The following is an 18,639-nucleotide window of genomic DNA, read 5'->3' as shown; positions in this document are numbered from 1 at the left end:
GGCCGTCCACCCTTCACCCGCCCGACGGAGGCCCCCTTTGCATTCACGCACACTCGACGTCGCGATCGTCCAGATCGGTGAACTCACCGACGACATCCCGGCCAACCTGACCCGACTCGCAGCCCGCGTGCGTGAGGCCACGCTACCCGATGACCGCGGCGCCACACCGGATTTGGTGGTTCTGCCCGAACTGATCACCACGCCCTACTTCTGCACCAGCCACGACGTCGACCGTACCGCGTGGGCGCAGACGTTGCCCGGACCGGCGACCGAGTTGTTCGGCGACATTGCGCGCGAACTCGGATGTGCGATCGCCTTCGGTACCTATGAGCGCACCGCCGACGACATCACGCACAACTCCGTGGTGCTCATCGACCCGGACGGCGGCATCACCGCGTGGGACACCCCCGACGGCGGGCACGTCCCGGCCTACCGCAAGCTCTCGTTACCGGCGAACAAGGTCAGCGGTGTCGACATCGATGAGAAGTATCATTTCGCCCCCGGCTCCTCCCCGGCCACCGCCGACCTACTCGGGACCCGCTTCGGCTGCGTGATCTGTTACGACCGCAGTTTTCCCGAGAACTGGGCTGTGGCACGCGGTCTCGGCGCCGAGGTGATGCTCGCGATCGTGTCGTCGCTCGGCAGCCGAGAAGACCTGTTCCTCGCCGAATTACAGACGCGTGCCCTCGAATCCCAGATGTGGATCATCGCCGCGAACCGCGCCGGTCCGGAAGCACTCAACGGCGTCACCGTCGACTACTTCGGACTCTCCTGCATCGTCGCCCCGGACGGCAAGATCGTCGCCCAGGCCCCCGCCCACCAAAACGGTGTGACCCTGCGCTTCTCACTCGATCTCGATCTCGTCGCATCGGTACGCGCCGCCTTCCCGCTTCGCCGGGACCGCCGTCCCGACGTGATCAACCTGCTCGCCCGGCTCGCCGACGGCACGGTTCGGCCGGCCCCGCTGTCCCGGTCCGCCCCACTGTCCCGGCCCGCCACGGTCGCGACAACACTGGCCGCAGTCGAGGCGGTGCGGTGACCAGCACCGACTACCCCGACCTCACCGCCCCCGCCGCCCTGGCCCTCGACGATCTACTCCCGCAGGCCCACACCGACATGAGCGGGCCGATCGCATCCTCACGATCGGTGCCCCTCCCGTCCGCACCGGACACCCTAGGCACCGAGCCCGCCGACTTCGCCTTTCTGATGGCGGCGACATCGGTTCCGACCCAGACCTTCTCGGTACCGACGTATGTGCCGCGCACCGACCGGGCGCTGCACGATCTCGGCGTCCTGGATCTGCTCGCCGCCTACCGCGGCGGTGTCACGTCGCCGAGCGAGGTGCTCGCCGCCCTGCGCGCGCGGTGGACCGACCCCGAGCTGTCCGGTGGGGCAATCCTCACCGTCGTCGGGACCGTCGCCGCGGCAGCTGCCGAATCGGACCGCCGATGGCGGGCCGGGACACCGCGACCCCTCGAAGGCATCTTCTTCGGGGTCAAGGACATCATCGACGTCGCGGGCTCACCGGTCACCGCCGGCTCGCACGTCACCGGCGATCGCATCGCGACCGGTGATGCGACCGTCGTCGCCCGATTGCGCGACGCCGGCGCCATCCCCGCGCTGATCACGGCAACCACCGAATTCGCCTGCGGTGCACCGCACAACGTGCGCTACGGCCCGGTCACCAACCCGTGGGACCGGGCCCGCTGGACCGGCGGTTCATCGACGGGTTCGGCGGGTGCCCTTGCCGCCGAACTGATCCCGCTCGCCCTCGGCACCGACACCGGCGGATCGATTCGGGTCCCCGGCGCCCTGTGCAACCTCTCGGGCATCAAACCCACCTATGGGCTCATCCCACGCACCGGTGTCGCCTCGTTGTCGTGGACACTCGACCACGTCGGGCCGATGGCCCGTTCCGCCGCCGACCTCCGCGCGGTGCTCGGCGTGCTGGCCGGACCGGACGACCTCGATCCCGGCGCGGCCCCCGCCGCGCGTACCGAGGACGTCCGGGCGAGCCTTCCCGTCCTGGGCCCGGGCGAACTGCGCCTCGACGGCCTCCGAATCGGTGTCCCCACCGGCTGGTTCACCGAACTGTGCGATGCCGCGGTCCTCGCGGCGTGGCAGGACACTCTGGCCGTCCTCGGCCGGCACGGCGTACAGGTCGTCCCTGTGGACATCCCCGACGCGCCCCTGCTCCACGACGACTTCACAATCGTGCTCACCACCGAGCTCGCATCGAATCAGGAAGGCGCACTGGACCGTTTCGCTCGGTTCGACATCGGCACGCAGATACGCATCGCCCGCGGCACCGCGGCGACGGCGGTCGATTACCTCCGGGCCCTGCGACGCCGGGCGGGAGCCCTGCGCGCCACACTGCGGGCCTTCGACGACGCCGGGGTCGACATGATCGTCACCCCCGGCGTCGGCGCGACCGCTCCGCGACTGTCCGATGTCACCGTCGAGGTCGACGGCGTCCGGCACCCCATGCAGTCGATCGTCGGCCGCAACACTGCCCTGTTCGATCACCTCGGACTTCCGGCGGTGATGATCCCAGCCGGATTCGTCGACGGGATGCCGGTCGGTGTCCAGATCGTCGGCCGTCCCTGGGCCGACGGGCTCGTCATCGGCCTCGCCCAGGCACTTCAGCAGCTCACCGATCACCACGATCGACGGGCTCATGGATAGCCCGTCTCATGGATGACACGGTCCCGGCGCAGCATCCCCACCCCTGGCGGGTCTTCGCCGCCACCAGCGTCGGTGTCGTCGCGGTCTTCGTCAGCATGAGTGGGCTCACCGTCGCCCTGCCGACGCTGGCCACCGATCTCGACGCGTCACCGGCCCAGGCGACCTGGATCCTGGTCGGCTACATGGTGGTCACGACGGCCCTGATCCTGGTCTTCGGTCGACTCGCCGACATCGTCGGTCGCCGGCCGCTCTATCTGGCCGGTCTGGTGGTGTTCACCGTCGCCACCGGGTTGTGCATCGCGTCGCCCACCGCGGGTTGGCTGATCGCCGCGAGGGTTCTGCAGGGTGTCGGGGCCGCCTCGGTGATCACCAACAACACCGCGCTGCTCACCGATACCTTCCCCCGGCACCTGCTCGGCCGCGCGTTGGGGTGGAATGCCACGGTCGCCGCGCTCGCTCAGGTGATCGGTCCGGTGATCGGTGGCGCCGCAACGGCGCTCATCGGCTGGCGGGGACTGTTCGTGGTTGCACTGGCGATCGGCGTGGTCGCCGCGGTGGCCTCGATCGCGGTCATCCCCCGCACAGCGACCAACACTGCTCGCCGTGAACCCTTCGACCTGACCGGCGCGGTGTTGTCGACCGTGTTGCTCACCGTCATCGTGCTCGCCCTGACCCCCGGACTGATCACGTCGCCGTGGCTCCCCTGGTTGTGCGGCGGTGTGGCCGCCACGACGGCGGTCGTTTTCGTGACGGTGCAGGTCCGTCGCACCCATCCCCTGATCGACGTCCGGCTCTTCCGCACCCGCGGAATCGGTCTCGTACTCGTTGCCTGTCTGCTGACCGCGGCCGCCACCTACTCCGTCCCGTTGATCATCTCGCTGTTCGAGCAGGCAGTCGACGGGACATCGCCCTTCGTCGCGGGCCTGCTGGTCACCCCGGTCGCCGTCGGCACGGTGGTCGCGGCGCTGATCGCCGGCGCCCTCGTCGCCCGCATCGCGCCCCGCACACTCACTGCGATCGGCATGGCGCTCAACGCGATTGGGTTGCTGGGTATGACACTCACACTGACCGTCGACGGCGCGCCCCTGGCGGTCACCTCGGCCTTCCTGTTCGTCGTCGGGTGCGGCATCGGCCTGTTCATGACGCCGAGTACGAGTGCGCTGATGCTGACCGTGCCGACGCAGCGGCGCGGGATCGCCAACGGCATGCGGTCGACGATGCAGAACGTCGGCAACCTGCTCAGTACCGCACTCGTGCTGGCGATCGTGCCAACCGGCATCGGCGCCGCTGCATCACGCGACGAACTGAGCGGGTATGTCGACGATCTGCGCACCGCCGGGCTGATGCTGACCGCACTCGCCGTGGTCGGGATCGTCGTCTGCCTCGCCGCACCGCGTCCACCGGTCCTCGCCCCACCGACCGGGTTCCCCGCCCAATCCCCCACTGCCATGAAGGAATCCGCATGACCTCAACCTCTTCCCACCGTGCGGGCCGCTCGGTCCAGGCAACCGACTACGCCCGCGTCGGCTTCGGGCAAGAACTCCAACCAGGTGCCCGCCCGGCCCTGCTGGTCGTCGATGCCGCCCGCGCCTACATCGATCCCGACTGTCCCCTCTATGCCGGTGTGGAAGAGAACGTCGAGGCCATGCGGACACTGCTCGCATCGGCCCGCGCCGCCGAAATCCCGGTCGTGTTCACCGAGGTGCGTCTGCGCGCCGACGGCGCCGACGCCGGGGTGTTCTTCCGCAAGACGGGAACGCTTGCCGCGTTCTGCGAGGGCAGTCCTTTCGGGGAACCGATCGACGGGCTCACCCCGGCCGACGGCGAACTCCTGGTGACGAAGAAGTACGCGAGTGCCTTCTTCGGCACCTCGCTGAATTCCTACCTCACCTCACTGGGTGTGGACACCGTACTCATCGCCGGGCTCTCCACCAGCGGATGCGTCCGGGCGACCACGCTCGACACCATGCAACACGGTTTCATCCCCATCGTCGTGGAAGATGCTGTCGGCGACCGCGATCCGGAAATCCACGAGTCCAACCTGTTCGACATGCAGCAGAAGATGGCCGAGGTCTGGCCACTGACCCGGGCCCAGGATTACCTGCGTCACATCTCCGGCACCACCAAGCGGGTTAGTTAACACGAACGAACCAAGAATGATGCCTCTGGAAATACACGGTCCGATACATTCGCAGTCAATGCATTCGAAGTCACAATGCATTTCGCCGACTCCGGCAACGTCGCCCCGGTCGCACCCCCTCGGTCGATCTGTCTTCCCATCAGGAGATTTCATGGCACCATCGTTGTCCCGCGGCGTCTCGATCGCCGCGATCGGTCTCGCCGCTGCACTCGGCTTCTCGGCGTGTAGCAGTTCCGGTTCCGGCGGTGGGTCCGGCGGCGATGCCACCGCCGGCATCGAATACGCCCAGTCCCAGCTCGCCAAGTACACGGAAGATCCGGCCTTCACGCTCGAGGCCGATCCCTTCCCGATGAAGGACATCGCGGGCAAGACGATCTTCACGATCCCCACCAACAGCGAAAACCCGTACAACGTCGCGGTCGACGACGAGTCGAGGAAAGTGGCCGAGAGGTACGGGGCCACCTGGATCGAATACGTCAACCAGGGCAAGCCCGCCCAGTGGGCGACCGGGGTCGAGCAGGCGGTCAACCAGAAGGCAGACCTGATCATCCTCTCGCAGGGTATCGATGGTTCACTCATCAAGCCCGCCCTGCAGAAAGCCGACGCCGCGGGCATCCCGGTCATGTTGACGCACACCACACTTCGCGGTGAATCGATCCCCGCCACGCTCGACGGACTCATCGACGGTTACACCGACGCCCCTCTCGCCGAGGCCAATCGCCTCACCGTCGACTGGATGATCGACCGGACCGACGGCAAGGGCAACGCCGTCATCATCACCTCTGACGAGGTCCCGCCTGCCAAGGCCGAGGTCGCCGCCATGAAGGACGAGATCGAAAAGTATTGCCCGAACTGCAAATACAAGGTCGTCAACGTGCCGGTCGCCGAGTGGGCGACCAAGATCCAGCCGGAGATCCAGACCGCACTGTCGGCTGACCCGTCGATCAACTTCGTGCTCCCCATCTACGATTCGATGTCGCTGTACGCCCAGGCCGGGATCAAGGCCGCGGGCAAGGCCGGCCAGGTGCAGATCTCGTCGGTCAACGGCACCCCGGCGGTGCTCAAGATCCAGCAGGACGACGGCATCGTCACCATGAACGTGGGCGAATCGATCCCATGGCTGGCCTGGGCGACCATGGATCAGGCCGGGCGCCTGCTCCTCGGATTGCCTCCGGTCCCCAACGGCGCCGAGCAGACCCCCCTCAAGCTGATCACCGAAGAGAACATCGACGAGACCGGCACCCCGCCGCAACCCGACAAGGGCTACGGCACCGCGTATGTCACCGGATACGAGGCACTCTGGGGGAGCAGTGTCCAGCCCTGACCCCATCGTCAACATCGTCGGGCTGTCAAAGACCTTCGGCGAGAACACCGTCCTGACCGACGTCGGTCTCACGGTGCACGCCGGCGAGGTCCACGGGCTGCTCGGTGAGAACGGGTCGGGCAAGAGCACGCTGATCAAGGTGCTCGCGGGATTTCACACCCCGGATCCCGGTGCCGCGCTCCAGGTGCGCGGACGCGACGTCGCCCTGCCGATCGCGTCCGGCGGGTTCCGGGACATCGGCATCAGTTTCGTCCATCAGGATCTCGCGCTCGTTCCCGACCTCTCGGTGGTCGAGAACCTGCGCGTCGGTTCGACCATCGCGGCGTCCAAGCCCTGGATCTCGTGGCGTCGCGAAAAGACGATCGCCCGAGAGTTGTTCGCCCGGTACGGATTGCACATCGATCCGGATGCGCTGGTGTCGTCGCTGGGTGCCACCGACCGGGCACTGCTGGCGATCCTGCGTGCCGTCGACGAACTCGGCGACGGCCGCACGCTGCTGGTCCTCGATGAACCGACGGTCTTCCTCCCCCGCGAGGGCACCGACCTGCTGTTCTCGGTGGTCCGGGAGATCGTCGCCGACAGCAAGGCCGCGGTCCTGTTCGTCTCACACGATCTCGACGAGGTCCTCGAGCACACCGATCGGGTGACCGTGCTGCGCGACGGGGTGTCCCAGGGCACCCATCGCACAGCCGATCTGACCGCGGCCTCGCTCATCGACCTGATCGTCGGCCGGACACTCGAGGCCGCCGAACGTCGTGAACCCCGTGCGGTCACCGACCGCAGCGACCCGCCGCTGGCCCGGGTTGTCGGGCTCTCGAGCGGCGCCATCGAGAGCCTCGATGTCGATGTGCACCCCGGTGAGATCGTCGGCATCACCGGGATCGCGGGATCAGGGTACGACGATGTCCTGCCGGCGCTCTACGGCGCCGGGCTCGCCCGGGAAGGAAGCCTGAGCGTCGGTGCGCGAACCCTGACACTGAACTCGGTGACACCGATCGACGCCCTGGAGGCCGAGATCGTCTATGTGCCACCGAATCGGAAGGTCGACGGCAGTGCGCCCGAACTCACCGTCGCCGAGAATGTGACACTTCCGGTGCTCGGCAAGCTGGTGCGGCCCCGAGCGCTCGATGCGCTCGCCGCCCGGATCGCCGAGCAGTACGACGTCCGCCCCCGCGACCCGCGCGCCGCCTACGGGTCCCTGTCGGGCGGCAACCAGCAGAAGGCGTTGATCGCCAAGTGGTTGCAGACCGATCCGAAGCTGGTGCTCCTGGCGGAGCCGACGCAGGGTGTGGACATCGGTGCCCGTGCCCGCATTTTCGAGATTCTCCGCGAAACCGCCCGCAGCGGAGCGGGAATCATCATCGCGAGTTCCGACTACGAACAACTGTCCGTGCTGTGCGACCGCGTGATCGTCATGTCACGTGGCCGCATCGCCACCGAACTGTCCGGTGAACTGCTGGCCAAACACCACATCTCCGACAGTGTCCTCGGTTCCACCCGAGAGGAAGCGCCGATCTGATGTCCGTCACCGTCGATACCAAGTCCACCACCGCCGCTGCGGCCCAAGAACCACCCCGCCCGACCCGTCGCCTCGGCGCCGGCCCGATCTTCGAGAAGTACGCCCTGGTGCTCGCACTCGTCGCCGTCGTCATCGTGTTCAGCCTGCTCCGACCCGAGGTCTACCCGACCACGAGCAACCTGCAGAACATCCTCGGATCCCAGGCCGTGCTGCTCATCCTCGCCCTCGGTCTGATCATCCCGCTCACCGCCGGTGAGTTCGACTTGTCCGCCGTGTCGACGATGTCGTTGTCCGCGATGACCATCGCCGTGCTCAACGTCCAGCACGGATGGTCGCTGCTCGCGGCGATCGCGGTGGCGGTCCTGGTCACCCTGGTGGTCGGGATGATCAACGCCGTCCTCGTGGTGGGCCTGCGCATCGACTCCTTCATCGCGACCCTCGGCAGCGGGACGGTGGTTCTCGGTGTGGTGCAATGGATGTCGAACTCCACCTCGGTGACCGGTGTCGAGTCCGCGCTCATCGACGCCACCGTCGGCACCCGCATCTTCGGGGTGTCGCTGCAGTTCTATTTCGCATTGGTGCTGGTCGTGATCATGGCCCTGGTCTTCGCGTACACGCCGATCGGGCGGCGACTGTTGTTCGTCGGCCGCGGCGCCGAGGTGGCCCGCCTGAGCGGATTGCACGTCGACCGCATCCGGGGCGGCTCGCTGGTCATGTCCTCGCTCGTCGCCGCCCTGGCCGGGATCGTCTACGCCGGCATGCTCGGTGGGGCCGACCCGTCGTCGGGACAGTCGTTCATGCTGCCGTCGTTCGCGGCCGCGTTCCTCGGTGCCACCGCAATTATCCCCGGCCGCTTCAATCCGTTCGGCACGCTCCTCGCGGTGTACTTCCTGGTCGCCGGGGTGGTCGGTCTGCAGATGCTCGGTGCGGCCAGCTTCGTCCAGCAGCTGTTCTACGGTGGCGCCCTGATCGTGGCGGTCGCGCTCTCCGGTGCGGTCCGCCGCCGGACCACCTCCCGATCGGCGACTTGATACCCACGACGCCCCTTGACGTCTTTCCTCACGAAAAAAGGTGAACCCATGACGACAACAGTTCTCGCCGGCAACCCGAAAGCCGGCTCACGAACCCTCGACGCGGCCACGCGGCTCGCGCAGGCGCTCACCGGCACCGAGCCCGACCACGTCATCGACGTGGTCGACCTCGGTCCCGGGCTACTCGGATGGGGCGACGCCCAGGTGGCGGCGGCCGTGGAGATGGTGGCATCGTCAGACCTCGTAGTCTTCGCGAGTCCGACATTCAAGGCCACCTATACGGGCATCCTCAAACTGTTCCTCGATCAGTTCGCCACCGGCGACGGCTTGCGTGACGTCACCGCGGTTCCCCTGATGCTCGGCGCCGGACCGGCTCACGCGATGGCCCCAGATCTGCTGCTCAAGCCAGTTCTCGTGGAGCTCGGCGCAACCTGCCCCGCGCCGGGTCTGTATCTCATCGATTCCACCTACACCACCGATACCCGCATCGCCGACTACGCCGATCGCTGGGCATCGGTTCTGCGGTCGACTGTCCGAACGGATGCACCATGACGAACGAACCTCTCGACGGCACCGCCCTGCGTCGCACCTTTGGGCACATCCCCGCCGGGGTGATCGCCGTCTGCGCGGACACCGGCGCAGAACGGATCGGCATGGCGGCCAGCACCTTTGTTCCGGTTTCGCTCGATCCGCCGCTGGTCTCCTTCTGCGTGCAGAACACCTCGTCCACGTGGCCTAAGCTTGCGGGACTGCAACACCTCGGTATCAGTGTGCTCAGTACCGCGCACGATTCCGCGGCCCGCGTACTCGCGGCCAAGAACGGCGACCGGTTCGCCGGGATCGAAACCGAAACCCACGACGGTGGAGCACTGTTCGTGGCGGGCTGCGGGATCTGGATGGATGTGACGGTGGATCAGGAGATCCTGGCCGGCGACCACACCATTGTGGTGATGGGGGTCAACGCTGTCTACAGCGACCACGCCGAATCGGGCGTAGAACCGATCGTATTCCACCGCAGCGCTTTCCGGACACTGGCGCTGTAAGGACGGCATCGCAATACTCGCGACGGTGTTGCCAATCGGCAATCACTTCTTCTGAAGTCCTGCTACGAACGGGCGAACGAGCGTCGGCGAGGGTCCGAGCTGCGACCACCCAGTCATCGAGCCCGTGTTGAAGCACCGCAACAATTTGGTCTGAGCTCCGAAGGAAGTGTCAACGTGGGGCCCGACCCAGCAGTGGCGAAACACAACGGGAACGACTGTTGCATCGAAAGACATGCACGGACAGTCAATCCGCCTATTCGCACTGCCAGAATGGCACTCTTGAACAATGTCTCGGGATCGCGATGAGCAGGTACTGGCGGCCACGTGGACCGAACAGCACGGAGTCGACCTGGTGGCCTCAGATCTGCCACATGCGTGGACCAGTGCGCTACATCGGCTTGGCCGCGACCTGCACGTGCGTCAGTACGGTGGCTCCATTGAGCGGATCGACTGGGTCGCGGAATACGACGCGGATACCGGATACGTGTTCCTCCTGAGCGCCGTCACGGCAGTTGGTCGCGGGCCCAACGGCCTCGGTATTGACGGAAGTGGCGCACAGGTCGACGACACTGAGGAGAACATCCTCACGTGCATTGCTATGTCGTTCAAGACCAGGTCGCCCGCGCGCACGTTGCGTGGCCCTGGGGCGACAGCGGCGGCTTTATGACACCGAACCTCGTCGACGGGGCCGCCGTGTGGGACGACAAAGGCCGCCAAACTCCGATCGGCACACTGTCATGACGTTCTGCCGCGCGCATCAGCCCGACGGAATACAGGCCATCAACGCGGGCAAAGCGCCAGACCGAGCAGTGAAGGTGATGCGGCCGTGTTCGGATCAGTTGCGAACAGCCCCGGCGGCTGAAGGTTGTTCGGCTCGTTCGCTGGGTTGGCCGTTCCAGAGGTTCGCTTGGAAGTCAGGGTCTTTCAAACTAGCTGTGATTGTTACGAGTCCTGCTGCGGCAAAGGTGGTTCCGATACGCCGCATCGCGGGAGCCTACCCGCTGACCCATTAGGGCGTTCGGCGTCAGTCCTGTCGGCGCTCTCCCTAGCTGATTGTTCGCCCTGGCGCGTCTCCCCGTTCGCCATCCTTCACCAGCTAAGGATCCAGACCTTCGGCGTGATCCAGTCGGGTAGGTGTTCCCGCTTGGGATTGTTTCGCCGGAAGCCCAGCGAGCGGGACCGCCAGTGTGGGATGGCAACGTACATGGGAGCGATGACACCTATCTGAGAGTCGGTGACCACAATTGCCAGGCGCCGATTGGCCGCTCCTCGCCAGGACGCGCAGCCGTCGGGTCAGCTACTAGTGGAATGTGCAGACCGACGACCGCGCACGCTCTAGTCGGCGATCAAGCCCCCTCCGGGGCAGCAACCAAACCCTCGGCAATCTCGACGATGTCATGCGGTGCATCGAAATTGCACAGGTCGCCGAAAGCGCCGACGCCAACCGACACCATCCTCAAGGTCACCTCCGACTGCGCCAAGTCACGCGACGCCAACCCGAGTTGACCCACCATCCCTGCGGTGGTTCTCTACCCTGCACCTATGAGCACACCGTCGTGGGTAGAGCTTGCCGGCCGCAATGCAGCCGCCGAATCTGTTTGCATCACCGGAACACTGGAGATCAGCACGTCATCCCCAGAAACGATGCGTTTCGACTTTCATCATGCGCCGGGCGGGAAATGGCGTATCGAACACGATGGCCAGCCGGTATACCTCGCGGCAAACTCGACCGCGGTCGTACGCATCGACGATCAGATGCAGCAGCTCGACGGCGATATCCAACTGCCGATTCTGGGTGCTCAGTTCACCCCGCTCGATCTGTTGGGTCCCAGGTCGCTGCTGCACAACATGAGCGCCGGAATGACCGCAGATGGCACTGCGAGCGCCATCGATGTCGGAGGGCGCGCCGCCTGGTCAGTCCGATTGCTGACGCCCAAGGGGAAAGCCGTCATCATGGCCTTCGACGATGCCACGGGACTGCTGGTGCGTGTAGCGAACGGCGACGGGGCGGTTCTTCTCCAGGTCGACAATCTCGCCCAGCCAGACGTTCTTCCTGACTCATTGTTCGTGTGGGATGGACTGGTTCACCAAGTCCGCTCGCCTCGTGACCGACGCCCAAGCGGCGAGACGAATAAGGACGAGCGCATCGAGTTCATGAGAGCAGTTGTAGCCGCGCAAGCCAGACCTCAAGATGTCCTCTCCGCTATCGCTGCGGCCGACAGCGAAAGCAGTGCTCGTGCAGCGCTTGTCGACCTGCTGGGCGTGACTGAACTCGGTGCCGACTCGATCATGGCCATACCCATCGGCCAGTTTCGCAGCGATCACGCGACGAGTAATCGCCGCACCCTCGAAATCATGGAAGACCGGCACCGACACTGAAACAGCGGACTCACTGATCGTCCCTGGGTGCATACACGTACCACCCAGCCGAAGGATCGCCGCGGCCCGGAGGGTCGATCCTTCGCCAGCCCCGGGCGTGGGCCCGATCAAGGATGAGCCGCTCGCAACGTGGTCGATCAGCCGCAGTTGTTCTCCACTGCTCGACGAACGCGGCAACTTGCGGCAGAACTCTCATGTGCCGGCCGCCGGCAGGCCCCGGTTGCGGAGCCGCGGGAAGGTCACTCCACAGATAGCCCCCGACGACCGGGTGCACAAATCCGTCGCCGATTCGCGCCGACATCATTTTGCTGAATGCCCTTGTGCCGGCCGCTTTCACTCCATCACCGTGATCATCACCGAGCGCGAACATCAGTTCCTCACCGAGCAACTGATGAACCTCAGTAGCGTCTTGGTGCCCCTCCAAGATCGGCTCGCCGGGCTCTCGCCTTCGGAACCGCGAAAGAATCGTGGCGACTACTTCGGCAACGTCGGGCGGGATGAGCGGCGGCACCTCGCCTGGGCAGCCATCGACAATCTTCAGATACCGCTGGGTACCCAGGACAAACGTGTCCCAGGTACCCTCCACGACCGCGAATCGGGTTGCCCGATAGACGAAGTGATCGAAAGCATCGCGGCGAAAGGGCACCAAACGACGCATGCCATCGACCTGCGTGACGGCCATCGACCCAAAAACGAACTGTTCGAGGATCGCTTCCTCAATATCGAGACTCACATGCATCCCCACGCACTAGGAGAACCGACAGACGACGCCGTCGGGCGTGGGGTCACCGGCGACAATTACAACACACTCCCGCAGGTGTTGAGTATGTCGTTAGCAAGTGGGTCAGAGACGTCGAGCAGATCCGCGACGACGCGTTGAGCGGCTTGAGCGTTCGAGCTGTCAAAGACGACCTCAACACGGGTCGCCGGTGACCGTAAGTTCCTCATGGAACATGCCAATCTCACCGATAGCCGCCGAACCTGTCGAGTTCTGGAGTCCGATCAACGAACCTTGAGCACGCATACTGAGCGTCGCATCCCCCGACACAGTCTGGTCCGGTTCACTCAGGGCTATCTGTTCTAAGCGTCCGATTCGACGACTGACGCCTTGACAGCAGAGGCACCTCCACACCGCCAATGGAGTACAGATAGGTATGGCGACTTTCGAGCACTACAGGTGGGTCACCGAAGAAGCCTGGATTCAGAACGCGTACTGCATCACGCTGATCAGCGCAATCGAGCCTGACGACGTCTTAGCGAGCTTGAAAGCTCGACGCACTCGCCCCATCGTGAAAGGTGCTGACGAGGCCCTGTTCGAGGGTAGCGGGCTCGCTGAAGAGCAGGGGCTGTCGGGATGGACCAGCAAGTCGTCGCCGTCTCGCCGGCATCACCCGAAGTAGTGCTAGTCGACTGGCCATCGACAGGCACAAGCCGTACCTGAGCGCGCGCCTCGATCGCGCTCCGCGGAGCGCACCAGAGCCGAATTGTCGGTGGTCTCCGATACCGTCACGACCAAATCGAGTCACGGGTCATCGGGGGTAGAAGTGTCGGTCAACACGATTGAGTCAAAGCGGTTCCGGTTGGTGGAGGGGCCGTCGACCATCTTCGATAAGGTCAGTCCCGCAGGGCTGTCGGATGTTCAACTCACCGAGCGGGTCGTAGGGTATGCCAGTCAGATTGCGGCGTTGACTGCGCAGTTCCTCGACGTGCTGGTCGAATTCGACAACCGCGGCGTGTGGTCCGGCGATGGGATCCGCTCGTGCGCGCATTGGCTCTCGTGGCGGACAGGGTTGTCGCTGCGTGCCGCCCAAGACCACCTGCGGATTGCGCATGCACTCACCGAGCTACCGCAGTTGCACACCGCGTTCGGCGATGGGCGGCTGTCGTATTCGAAGCTCCGCGCATTGACTCGCGTGGCCACGGTCGATCGCGAGGAGGAGTTGCTGACCGTGGCCTTGTCGGCGACGGCGGCACAAGTCGAACGACTCGTCCGGGCGATCAAACACATCGATCGCGGAAGTAGCGAAAGCGAAACGGACCGAGCCGATTCCACTGCGCAGTGGCGGTGGAACGACGACGGGACCTTGTCAGTGTCCATGCGGTTCAGACCGGTCGATGGTGCCAGGTTTCTCGCCGGTGTGGTGCGCAGCGAGTACGAGCGCACCCGCACCAGCGTCGATCCCGATCTGCCGACAGAGATCACGAACACAGGCACCACTGATACCGCATCGGTGAAAGCCGATCTGTGGCGACACGTGCCCTCGAACATCGCCGACGCAGTCGTCGCGATGGCCGACGCCGCCGCGACCATGATCGACATGCCCGAGTTCGCTCCCGGTGCCGAAATTGTGGTCCACACCGACACCGAGAACTCCGAGACAAGTCCGCATCTCGACGGTGGTCCGGCGTTGTCCGAATCCGATGTCGACGAGGCTGCGTGCGGTGGATCAACGCGTACCGTCCGGCACCCCAAGGGCAATCGGGGTGTGGCGATGACGTGGGGCCGTAAACGCCGCCTGCCCACGCGGGCATTGCTTCGGGCGTTGTACGAGCGGGATCGCGGTTGCCGATACCCGGGCTGCGGCCGTACCCGGCATCTACACGCTCATCACGTTCGGTTCTGGCGGGACGGCGGGACCACCGATGCGGACAACTTGGTCCTGTTGTGCTCCTCCCATCATCGGGCGCTACACAACGGTGAATTCGGGATCACTTCGCGCGGGCATCAGCTGTTCACATTTCAGCGCACGGATGGCTCGCTGATCGAGACCGCCCCTGCCACACAGACTCCCAGTGGATGGCTACCTGACAGCACAATCGCACCCGATGCCGTCGAACCCGTTGGCGGCGGACAGCTCGACCTCGGCTACACAACCGAAGTCCTCTACGCGGCCTGGGAATTGCGCACTACACAACGCGGCCGCCCGATGGCCGCATAACCGCGCTCCGCGGAGCGCGCCGTGCCGGTGGCCGCCGGCTCAACAGTCACCAGGACAACGACGGTTCGCTGCCGGAGACGGCGATCTCGACACGGTCGTGGTGCAGGGTCCGGACCCCGAACAGCTGGCTGAGGAGCTCGTCGGCGCCCAAGTCGGTGTGCGCCGACCACCGTCGGACCCGGTGCCTTGCGCGCGACGACGAAAGCGTCACCGTCGCCGAGGGTGACCCATCGAAATCCACCGTCACCTGGCCGCTCTCCCCCGGCGCAACCTGGGCTGTGAGTAGCGCAAGTGAATCGCCAGAAAAGACAACAGGCCCGGCGACCTCGACGACAAACCTGCACCGCGACAACGTCGATGCGTCCGGGCTACCGATCCGGATTCGTGAATCGTGCACTCCCAGTTGGGCAAGCAGTGCGTCGGCGCGTGCGCCGACTAGCCAGACAGCACCATCCACCCCGCGCAGCGCGCCGGCGATGGTTTGCATCAGCGATGCCGCGGTGTGGCCCTCCGTCGATACCAGCACCACGATGTCCGGGATCGAATACGACAGTCCGGCGGTCCTGGCCGCCGGATCGGTGATGAGCGGGGCGAGCGCAAGAGCTTCAGCGTTCTTCTCCGAGATCCGTTCGGGCACCGAACGGGCGGCCCAGTCAGGACCATCGTGCCACGCGATCGCGTCAGGTTCGTGAGCGAACAGCGCGCCCATCATGAAGGCCCGATTCGCGAGCTCCCAGTCCTCTCCCCCGTACTGGACAAACGAGGGATCGAAGCCTCCCACGTCATCGAATAGCTCACGGCTGCAGGTCATCACCGCGCTGATCATGTATTTGTAGCTGTCCCAGCCCGGAGTCAGCAGGTTGGATGTGCGGTCATACGCGTCCACCAGCCATCCGGGTTCGCCGCCATGCGACAGTTCGAGATGCCGTCGTTCGGACAGCCACTCGACCACCGAGGCCCGAGCCACTTGACTCAGATCTGCATGTTTGCGCCGCCCGACAACAAGGGTGTCTGGCGCCGCCGCCGGCAACCTGACCGCGTGGCGAATGTAGTCGGGTGTCGGAACCGTGTCTGCGTCGAGAAAACACAGAACCGAGCCATTCGACGCCGCGACTCCCAGATTGCGCGCAGCCGCGGCCCGAAAGCCTTTGTCTTCCTGCGTCACCACAGTGATGTTCAGCCGGGATGTCCAAGCACTCACGTCCGGCGCGCATTCCGAACCGTCGTCGGCGACCACCACCTCCAGACGATCCGGCGGGTAGGTCTGAGCCGTCAACGCCTCGAGCACCAGCGCGAGTTGGTGGGGCTGGTTGTAGTACGGGATCACGACACTCACCAACGGCCTCGACGCGGCGTCGCTGACAAGGTCCCAGCGGTTGTCGGGCACGATCGTCCGACCATCGCCGAGACTGATGACCGTCATGCACTCCACCGCCGCAACAATCGCTCATGGGTTCGGCCGACGTCGGCAGCCGAGGGCGACGGCGCCACCGCCGAATCGATCCAGGTATCCGCTGGATGCACGAACGCATTCTCGATGGCGGCCCGCAGTGCGTCGTCGTTGTTTGCGTGCATCGTCAGCACGCCCGGTGAACGCGCAGCGAGTTCCTCGGTATACGCGGTTTGCGGGACCAGCGGCCTGCGTCCGGCGGAAATCCAGGCGTTGATCGAACCAGATGCCGACATGTGCCGATGGTAGGCGACGGGAACCGTGACTTCGGCCGATGCCCGACGGAGTTCGTCGTCGGTCAGATAACCGGTGATCTCGCACCGTCTCCCCATATCCGCGGCGAGCTTGGCAAGGTCGTCGGCGAGATCCTCGTGGCCGGGTGACGGGGTGCCGAGCGCCACGAAGCCGATCGACGGATCAAGACCGGACATCGCCCGGAGTGTCTCGAGATGCCCCTTCCCGGGATACAGGTAGCCCAGCACACCGACAGTCAATTCGGCTGACTCCAAGGGCTTTTCGACACGGGTGGTATCGAACATCAGCGGTACCACCTCCAGGTCGATCGAGGCGTCGACGTACTCGGCGAAGAGCGACGCCTCGTGCCGGCTCGACACGATCACACCCGTCGCGGATCGGGCCACCGCGCGGAAGAACTCGATGCGTGCCTGCATCGCTCTTCCGTCCGAGGGCTGGGGTAGATCGTGCAACGTCACCGAAACCGGCCGGCGAAGCCCCGCGATCAGTGCAAGCAGGTTGTCACGTGCCCGTAAGGGCGTACGTCCGAACAGGCGGTCGGTGACGTGCACGTGCACGAGCGCGCACTCGGCCAGATCCGATGGAACGCCGGCACAGAATGTGCGCATACGCGCGAGCCGATGATCGCCGCCCTCCGCGATCACCGCATCGAAAACCGATTGCGCATACCGCACCACACCGTGCGACCGAGGTCCGACGATGAGATGTCCTATTGGTCCGGTCATGACAGTCCCAAGATTTCGATGAGTTCGACGTAACGGTCCAGGACGGCATCGATGAACTCAGGATGGTCGGCGTACCAGCGCATCTGACGATCATGAACATCTTCTTCGGTCATCACAGCACCGTCGACCTCCCACGACGTCCGCGGGGATGCCTCGATACCGAGCGCGTCGATCACCCGTCGTTGTAACGGCGCTCGAATGTTGCCGAGCAAGTCGCGTGACGGTGGCACCGGCGCCGACGCCCCGAGTGCGTCGAGGATCCGGCCGCCGAGGGCGAGCAGTACCCGGTTTCCGGGATGGTTGATGGTGTGGGCGGCGTCGGACCCGACTCCGAGCAGGATGTCGGAGACCCCGATGTCACAGTGCCGGCGCTCGCGGACCGCGAGCTGGTCCACACTCCATTGCGCTGCCTCCCGGATGCGATCGGGCGCGACGTCGACGTCCCATTCATCAAAGCGGCTGCGGCCGTCCCTCACCGCGAGGACCGTTCTGAGATCGTGATACGGAACTGCAGCGGGCACCGCGGACGGTTGCGCGGGATGTCTGGCGATGACCTGGAACGGGTACAACCCGCCATAGCGAATGACCGGCCACACGATGACGGACGCCGACGGCGCCATGTCGGCCAGGTCCGGTCCGCCGATCGGCAATCCCCGGTACCCGGCACGCACCGGTTGGGAGACGATGACCGCGGCTCGGCGGACGAGGAGCTCGACCCGGGCGATGTCGGAGGACTCGAGTTCGTGGACAGGTGGGACGCGAACGGTACGGAACGGAAGGTCCGGGGAGCTGGACACCACGATCCGCAACGCTTCGGCCTGGCAATTTCCCCAGACGACCAGCAGCTTCCTGTCGTCGGTCACCGGAGCCTCGGAGACACCGTAGAACTCGCCGTAGTGTCGTGTCCGCCCATCCACCGGCGCGTCGCGATGGTCTTCGGTTGTCATCAGTACTTACTTCCCTCTCGAACAGCCGGGCCGGGTTCCCGGCACGTCTTGTATATCCGTTTCGCCCGCTAAGGAATCATCGACTTGATCACTATTGCCTCGGTTCCCACGCGGCACCGGACTGGCTGAATGCCCTTCGGTACGCGGTGGGCGTGGTACCCACCGCATCTCGGAAGCGCGCACGTAGGGTGGTGGCGCGGCG

General features: G+C 65.4%; 17 protein-coding genes. 14 read left to right on the top strand and 3 right to left on the bottom strand.

What is annotated here, in order from left to right:
- Positions 1-37 precede the first annotated feature (37 nt).
- The 14 genes from AC51GR_RS07900 to AC51GR_RS07835 all read left to right on the top strand — a co-directional run bounded on the left by AC51GR_RS07900 (position 38) and on the right by AC51GR_RS07835 (position 15,060).
- Positions 38-1,039, top strand: a complete 1,002-nt coding sequence (locus AC51GR_RS07900; protein WP_496324036.1) for a carbon-nitrogen hydrolase family protein — start codon at positions 38-40, stop codon at positions 1,037-1,039.
- Entirely contained in the window at positions 1,036-2,685 is a 1,650-nt protein-coding gene (locus tag AC51GR_RS07895; protein ID WP_496324035.1) for an amidase, read from the top strand. Before AC51GR_RS07900 ends, AC51GR_RS07895 begins: the two co-directional genes overlap by 4 nt.
- 8 nt (positions 2,686-2,693) lie before the next feature.
- On the top strand, positions 2,694-4,151 hold the full coding sequence (locus tag AC51GR_RS07890) for an MFS transporter (protein WP_496324034.1): 1,458 nt from the start codon (positions 2,694-2,696) through the stop codon (positions 4,149-4,151).
- The gene (locus AC51GR_RS07885) at positions 4,148-4,825 is read left to right on the top strand and encodes an isochorismatase family protein (RefSeq protein WP_496324033.1); all 678 of its coding nucleotides are present in this window, start codon (positions 4,148-4,150) and stop codon (positions 4,823-4,825) included. Before AC51GR_RS07890 ends, AC51GR_RS07885 begins: the two co-directional genes overlap by 4 nt.
- A 151-nt stretch (positions 4,826-4,976) precedes the next feature.
- Positions 4,977-6,149: a sugar ABC transporter substrate-binding protein gene (locus tag AC51GR_RS07880; RefSeq protein WP_496324032.1), complete on the top strand. Its 1,173-nt coding sequence runs from the start codon at positions 4,977-4,979 to the stop codon at positions 6,147-6,149.
- Positions 6,136-7,668, top strand: a complete 1,533-nt coding sequence (locus AC51GR_RS07875; protein WP_496324031.1) for a sugar ABC transporter ATP-binding protein — start codon at positions 6,136-6,138, stop codon at positions 7,666-7,668. Before AC51GR_RS07880 ends, AC51GR_RS07875 begins: the two co-directional genes overlap by 14 nt.
- Positions 7,668-8,699: an ABC transporter permease gene (locus AC51GR_RS07870; protein ID WP_496324030.1), complete on the top strand. Its 1,032-nt coding sequence runs from the start codon at positions 7,668-7,670 to the stop codon at positions 8,697-8,699. The genes AC51GR_RS07875 and AC51GR_RS07870 overlap by 1 nt, the downstream gene beginning before the upstream one ends.
- A gap of 48 nt (positions 8,700-8,747) precedes the next feature.
- Positions 8,748-9,251, top strand: a complete 504-nt coding sequence (locus tag AC51GR_RS07865; protein ID WP_496324029.1) for an NADPH-dependent FMN reductase — start codon at positions 8,748-8,750, stop codon at positions 9,249-9,251.
- Positions 9,248-9,742, top strand: coding sequence for a flavin reductase family protein (locus tag AC51GR_RS07860; protein ID WP_496324028.1), 495 nt, complete (start codon positions 9,248-9,250; stop codon positions 9,740-9,742). Before AC51GR_RS07865 ends, AC51GR_RS07860 begins: the two co-directional genes overlap by 4 nt.
- Positions 9,743-10,028: 286 nt before the next feature.
- Complete coding sequence (locus AC51GR_RS07855; protein WP_496324027.1) at positions 10,029-10,409, top strand: hypothetical protein; 381 nt, start codon at positions 10,029-10,031, stop codon at positions 10,407-10,409.
- An 875-nt stretch (positions 10,410-11,284) separates the two neighbouring features.
- On the top strand, positions 11,285-12,121 hold the full coding sequence (locus tag AC51GR_RS07850) for a hypothetical protein (RefSeq protein ID WP_496324026.1): 837 nt from the start codon (positions 11,285-11,287) through the stop codon (positions 12,119-12,121).
- Between the two features lie 346 nt (positions 12,122-12,467).
- Positions 12,468-13,001: a hypothetical protein gene (locus tag AC51GR_RS07845; RefSeq protein WP_496324025.1), complete on the top strand. Its 534-nt coding sequence runs from the start codon at positions 12,468-12,470 to the stop codon at positions 12,999-13,001.
- A 274-nt stretch (positions 13,002-13,275) separates the two neighbouring features.
- Complete coding sequence (locus tag AC51GR_RS07840) at positions 13,276-13,521, top strand: DUF6461 domain-containing protein (protein ID WP_496324024.1); 246 nt, start codon at positions 13,276-13,278, stop codon at positions 13,519-13,521.
- 90 nt (positions 13,522-13,611) lie between these two features.
- Positions 13,612-15,060 carry an HNH endonuclease gene (locus AC51GR_RS07835; protein ID WP_496324023.1) on the top strand — a complete coding sequence of 483 codons (1,449 nt, stop codon included), beginning with the start codon at positions 13,612-13,614 and terminating at the stop codon, positions 15,058-15,060.
- A gap of 46 nt (positions 15,061-15,106) precedes the next feature.
- Here the strand turns inward: AC51GR_RS07835 and AC51GR_RS07830 are convergent, their stop codons facing one another.
- From AC51GR_RS07830 to AC51GR_RS07820, 3 genes are read right to left on the bottom strand one after another with little or no spacing between them, the layout of a single operon-like run.
- The gene (locus tag AC51GR_RS07830) at positions 15,107-16,483 is read right to left on the bottom strand and encodes a glycosyltransferase (RefSeq protein WP_496324022.1); all 1,377 of its coding nucleotides are present in this window, start codon (positions 16,481-16,483) and stop codon (positions 15,107-15,109) included.
- Positions 16,480-17,490 carry a glycosyltransferase family protein gene (locus tag AC51GR_RS07825; RefSeq protein ID WP_496324021.1) on the bottom strand — a complete coding sequence of 337 codons (1,011 nt, stop codon included), beginning with the start codon at positions 17,488-17,490 and terminating at the stop codon, positions 16,480-16,482. The genes AC51GR_RS07830 and AC51GR_RS07825 overlap by 4 nt, the downstream gene beginning before the upstream one ends.
- A complete protein-coding gene (locus AC51GR_RS07820) occupies positions 17,487-18,437 on the bottom strand; it encodes a WcbI family polysaccharide biosynthesis putative acetyltransferase (RefSeq protein WP_496324020.1) in 951 nt (316 codons plus the stop codon). Before AC51GR_RS07820 ends, AC51GR_RS07825 begins: the two co-directional genes overlap by 4 nt.
- Positions 18,438-18,639: the final 202 nt, after the last annotated feature.

Source organism: Williamsia sp. z71, assembly GCF_059553375.1.
This window is presented reverse-complemented; position numbering and strand designations above follow the sequence as displayed.

Excerpts from the sequence above, each read along its gene's own strand:
- AC51GR_RS07890 (WP_496324034.1), top strand. The coding sequence starts at position 2,694 with ATGGATGACACGGTCCCGGCGCAGCATCCCCACCCCTGGCGGGTCTTC.
- AC51GR_RS07885 (WP_496324033.1), top strand. The coding sequence starts at position 4,148 with ATGACCTCAACCTCTTCCCACCGTGCGGGCCGCTCGGTCCAGGCAACC.
- AC51GR_RS07880 (WP_496324032.1), top strand. The coding sequence starts at position 4,977 with ATGGCACCATCGTTGTCCCGCGGCGTCTCGATCGCCGCGATCGGTCTC.
- AC51GR_RS07870 (WP_496324030.1), top strand. The coding sequence starts at position 7,668 with ATGTCCGTCACCGTCGATACCAAGTCCACCACCGCCGCTGCGGCCCAA.
- AC51GR_RS07865 (WP_496324029.1), top strand. The coding sequence starts at position 8,748 with ATGACGACAACAGTTCTCGCCGGCAACCCGAAAGCCGGCTCACGAACC.
- AC51GR_RS07860 (WP_496324028.1), top strand. The coding sequence starts at position 9,248 with ATGACGAACGAACCTCTCGACGGCACCGCCCTGCGTCGCACCTTTGGG.
- AC51GR_RS07855 (WP_496324027.1), top strand. The coding sequence starts at position 10,029 with ATGTCTCGGGATCGCGATGAGCAGGTACTGGCGGCCACGTGGACCGAA.
- AC51GR_RS07850 (WP_496324026.1), top strand. The coding sequence starts at position 11,285 with ATGAGCACACCGTCGTGGGTAGAGCTTGCCGGCCGCAATGCAGCCGCC.
- AC51GR_RS07840 (WP_496324024.1), top strand. The coding sequence starts at position 13,276 with ATGGCGACTTTCGAGCACTACAGGTGGGTCACCGAAGAAGCCTGGATT.
- AC51GR_RS07830 (WP_496324022.1), bottom strand. The coding sequence starts at position 16,483 with ATGACGGTCATCAGTCTCGGCGATGGTCGGACGATCGTGCCCGACAAC.
- AC51GR_RS07825 (WP_496324021.1), bottom strand. The coding sequence starts at position 17,490 with ATGACCGGACCAATAGGACATCTCATCGTCGGACCTCGGTCGCACGGT.
- AC51GR_RS07820 (WP_496324020.1), bottom strand. The coding sequence starts at position 18,437 with ATGACAACCGAAGACCATCGCGACGCGCCGGTGGATGGGCGGACACGA.